The organism is Clostridium sp. SHJSY1 (genome assembly GCF_031626875.1).
GTDB lineage: Bacteria > Bacillota > Clostridia > Clostridiales > Clostridiaceae > Clostridium.
In genome coordinates this window covers 1-3,733 of the sequence record NZ_JANDMF010000100.1, presented here as the reverse complement: position 1 = coordinate 3,733, position 3,733 = coordinate 1, and the positions used below count along the sequence as shown (strand labels likewise).

The 3,733-nt window shown below is 27.7% G+C and carries 3 protein-coding genes; all 3 read right to left on the bottom strand.

Annotated features, from left to right (window positions below):
- Positions 1-114: 114 nt before the first annotated feature.
- The 3 genes from NNC19_RS23235 to NNC19_RS23225 are packed head-to-tail and all read right to left on the bottom strand — an operon-like array spanning position 115 to position 3,569.
- Complete coding sequence (locus tag NNC19_RS23235) at positions 115-492, bottom strand: DUF6262 family protein (protein WP_310941070.1); 378 nt, start codon at positions 490-492, stop codon at positions 115-117.
- Position 493: 1 nt separating this feature from the next.
- Positions 494-2,440, bottom strand: a complete 1,947-nt coding sequence (locus NNC19_RS23230; RefSeq protein WP_310941069.1) for a tyrosine-type recombinase/integrase — start codon at positions 2,438-2,440, stop codon at positions 494-496.
- Between the two features lies 1 nt (position 2,441).
- On the bottom strand, positions 2,442-3,569 hold the full coding sequence (locus tag NNC19_RS23225; protein WP_310941068.1) for a tyrosine-type recombinase/integrase: 1,128 nt from the start codon (positions 3,567-3,569) through the stop codon (positions 2,442-2,444).
- Positions 3,570-3,733: the final 164 nt, after the last annotated feature.

The following is a 3,733-nucleotide window of genomic DNA, read 5'->3' as shown; positions in this document are numbered from 1 at the left end:
TCACTCCTTTTTATATCTCGTGTACACGCTTGTACACGGCTTGATTTTACTTATTTTATATATGGGTTACATATAAACGATGTAACCCATATTAACTTTTTAATTTCTAGTCTTCTAAATCATATTTTCATATAATTTGCCTCTAAGAACTTCTAATTGTTCTTTAAGTCTTCTATTTTCATATTCCAATTCTTTAATTTTTTTGTCTTTAGCCATTATAATAATATCTTTTGATTTATCAGTTTTATCATAATTAAGTCTTTGTCTTATAGCTTTTTCGGTTTGTTTATCTCTAAGTTCTTCAATTCTTTGTCTAACTTCTTGATTATTGTAAAGAAAAGGCTTTGATACACCACTTAAATTGCACACAGTATTAAAATTTATTTTCTGTTCGCTAAGCGATAGCTCACGGATAGCTTTATCTACTTTCTCTAAAGTTACTTGTGTTCTTTTTCTTGCACATTCTCTTATTCCATCAGTATTATTAGCCATCTTAAGCTTCCTCCCTTGATTTACCATTTTTATGAATGATTTTTTGTTCTCTAACTCTTTCAAGTGTATCTTCTAACAATCTCAAATATGTTTTATTCTTTTCAGCCCAAAGCTCTCTACCACATCTTTCACTAATATCAATTTGCTTTTTAACACTTTCGATTTCTTCCTCATATTCAGGAATATTCTCAACGGTAGTACAAAAACTTCCACAAGTTAAGCAATGATTCATTTGTTGTTTACAAGGTGTTTTAGAAGGTTTAAAACATACTCCAAAAGGTACTCTAACAGCATCTAAATTCTTTTTAACATACTCATATCGAATCAAATTTTCACCTTCATCAGAATGCAAATCTACTTTTTCAAGTTCATTGGTTTTGCTATCAACTTTAAATAAGTCTAAGTCCTCAGTATTCTTCCATTTTTCATAAAGAACATTTTCTGTTACAGTTGCATAATGAACTGTCATTTGAAGGCTCTGATGTCCTAAAATTTGTTGTATAATACTTATTCCCATGCCTTGTTCAACATACTCTTTAGCCCTTGTATGACGTAGCGAATGTAATCTAAAATGATATAATTCACCATTAACATCTCTAATGTCTTTTTGTTTAATTAATCTCTCAACTGTTGTTAGTAAATTTAGCTTCGCCAACGGCTTTCCTTTAAGTTTTCCTTCATAAATATTAAACAAATATTTTTTAGGATTATTTTCTTCTGTACTTAATTCTTTAGCTTTATCAATAGCCTTTTGAACCATTTCAGCTACCTTATCTCTTATTGGAATTTTAAGTTGTGCTATACCCGTTTTAGTTATTTCACCACAAAGATAATAATTATAAGTTTTTTCTTTGTTATTCCATGTTTGCTCTAAACAATTATCATATCTGAGATTCAATATATCAGTTCCACGCCAACCCGTTTCACGAAGTAAAATATAAATAGGAATAAACTGTGGTCTATCTAAATCCGTGATGTTATTATCTAATTGCTTTAAAATAGGTTCTGGAACAAATTTAACTCTTTTTATTACATCCCTATCTAATTCTCTTCTTGGAATATCATCCTGAAATATTAAAAATGATACTTCTTTTTTAGGAGCTTTTTCATACTGAGCCATTTGAATATACTCTAAAAATGTTCTTATAAAACTTACATATTTTGAGTTTTCTGTTCTATTCTTACCTTTTCTATCGTTACCTATATAGTATAGATACCTCTCTATATCATTCCTGTTAAGATTCTCAACAAATCCATCACTATAGCCACTTGAATAAAAATATTTAAAGAAATATGTAATATATTTTAATGTGTTGCTGCAAGTAGACCAATTTTTCTTCGTTATGATTGTTCTAAAATATTTTTTTACAGTTTCTCTATAGTCTATAGGTATAGAATTAAAATTAATAGCATTATATGTTCCATGACTTGCTCCACTTGCAGATATTTTAACTCCTTTAATATTCTTTGAATACCATATATCTTTTTCAGTTTCCTCTCTATCATCATAAAAATCTTTAATAAAATCTAATAAAGAAGTCAAAAAACTAATATTTTTGTTTCCGAAGTTATTTGTAGACAATCCCTTTGAATTCAAAAGAAAAATCCATTTATTAAACAACTTTTTTCTATCTACTGTTGCTAATGAATTTTTATCATATAATATCGCAAAGTACTTAATTAATGTAGATATTCTAACTATGTTGGAAATCGAAGTTAGTTTATTCTTAAAACTATAAATAAAAAAATATTTAACCTCCATTTTTAGATTATTGTTTTTAATATACGTAAAATCTATAAATCTATTTGTATATACTAATTTGCCATAGAAACACTCTTTAGTTAAATCCCATTTATCACTTTCTAACCAATATCCATCATCTTGCTTTAAATACTCAATAATTTCCTCATACTTACTTTGTTGATTCTTTATCTCTTGTATATTCATACTACTTATCTCCTTCGTTATAAATATCTAAATTTAGATTAGGTTGAGTTTTTTCAAACTCTTCCGTAATTTCTTTATCCGAAGGATGTATATAAGTTTGTAAAGTAGTATAAATATTTTTATGACCAGCTCTTATTCTTAACAATTCGGGTTGCCAATTAGCCATTCTAAGAGTAGTCAGTGATGTATGCCTAAACATATGTGGTCTAACATATATCCCTGTTTTCTTTTTTAATGTTCTAAACAAATTATTAACATCTGAATAGTTCATTGCCTTACATCTATGGTCGCCATGTACTTTTATAAATACATGGTTAGTTTCAACTTCTTCAGTATGATATTCAGCTATATATTCCATAAACATATCAATTAAATTCTGGGATATATCTATTCTTCTTGGACTTGAAACTGTCTTTATTTCAGCATAGTTCTCAAGCTCTCCCCGGTCTTTAACATCAATCACCATATCACTAATATCAAAGTCTTCAATCCATAATGACAAGGCTTCGCCGATGCGTATGCCAGTTTCATATAATAAATTTAAAAGAAACTTATCTCGAAAGTTATTACAAGTATTTATAAGTATTGTTATTTCTTCTTTGGTTAAAGTTTTAGGTTTGTATTTTGGAACTTTAAGCCTTAATATATTACTTGTAACTTTCTTTTGTTCATGTGCTATTCCATATAGAAATCCTTTAAAATTTCTACTTGGGGCTGATACAAACTTTTTAAGTCTGTCTGATATATTATTGCTATATTCCTCATGTCTTAAAATATAGTCATAAAACATTAAAACAGTATTTATAACAATGTTTATTGTTCGTGCACTTCTTACTGAATCTACTTTGTTAGTTGGTATTACCTTTAAGCTTTTATAAGGATTCTGTAACCAATTCACAAACAAAGCTAAATCATCAATAGTTATTTCTTGAAAATCTAATTCTCTTTGCTCCAAATATTCAAAATACAACTTCAAGTGTTGACAATACATTCTCAAAGTATTTCTTGCATATTTGGTGTTATCTTTAAATCTTATAAACTTTAATACTGGTTCTATAGGCAACCCCATATCATCGGCTACGAAATATCTTTCTTTATCATCTTCTGTTTTTACCTTCACTACTTCCATATCGCTTAATACACTCCTATGATTTATTCTAATCATAGGTTTTACCAAAACAACTTCAATTATTACAATATTTTTTATTGTAATTTAAGCTTATTTTCATATAAAAGTAGTTCGTAAAATACTATAAATACTATCTAATTTCCTACACTAGATTTCTTTTTAAT

Coding starts and splice junctions, on each gene's coding strand:
- NNC19_RS23235 (WP_310941070.1), bottom strand. CDS start 492: ATGGCTAATAATACTGATGGAATAAGAGAATGTGCAAGAAAAAGAACA.
- NNC19_RS23230 (WP_310941069.1), bottom strand. CDS start 2,440: ATGAATATACAAGAGATAAAGAATCAACAAAGTAAGTATGAGGAAATT.
- NNC19_RS23225 (WP_310941068.1), bottom strand. CDS start 3,569: ATGGAAGTAGTGAAGGTAAAAACAGAAGATGATAAAGAAAGATATTTC.